Source organism: Psychroserpens mesophilus (genome assembly GCF_050617655.1).
Taxonomy (GTDB): Bacteria; Bacteroidota; Bacteroidia; order Flavobacteriales; family Flavobacteriaceae; genus Psychroserpens; species Psychroserpens mesophilus_A.
Genome location: NZ_JBODQC010000161.1, coordinates 1 through 273 on the forward strand (window position 1 = coordinate 1; position 273 = coordinate 273).

Annotated in this window: 1 protein-coding gene; it reads left to right on the forward strand. The window is 67.4% G+C overall.

Translation table 11 applies throughout. The features are described 5' to 3' along the window. Positions 1-205, forward strand: a 205-nt coding sequence (locus ACRHNM_RS16765; protein WP_431137760.1) for a copper chaperone PCu(A)C, incomplete at its 5' end; no start/stop codon positions are given. Positions 206-273: the final 68 nt, after the last annotated feature.

Sequence of the window (273 nt, forward strand, 5' to 3'; positions counted from 1 at the left end):
GGCAGGCAAGACCGTGGAACTCAAGCCCGGCGGCTACCACGTGATGCTGCTGGACCTAAAGCAACAGGTGCAGGAGGGCCAGACCGTGCCGCTGACCCTCATCATCGAAGGCAAGGACGGCAAGCGTGAATCCGTGCAGGTGCAGGCGCCCGTACGCCCGCTGGCCACCAAGGCGGCGCCCACGGGCCACGATCACAAGCACTGACACAGGGCCCATGCGCTGCAGCAGCCTCCGCATCAAGCGCCTGGTGGCCTTCGGGCCACCCGACTGGC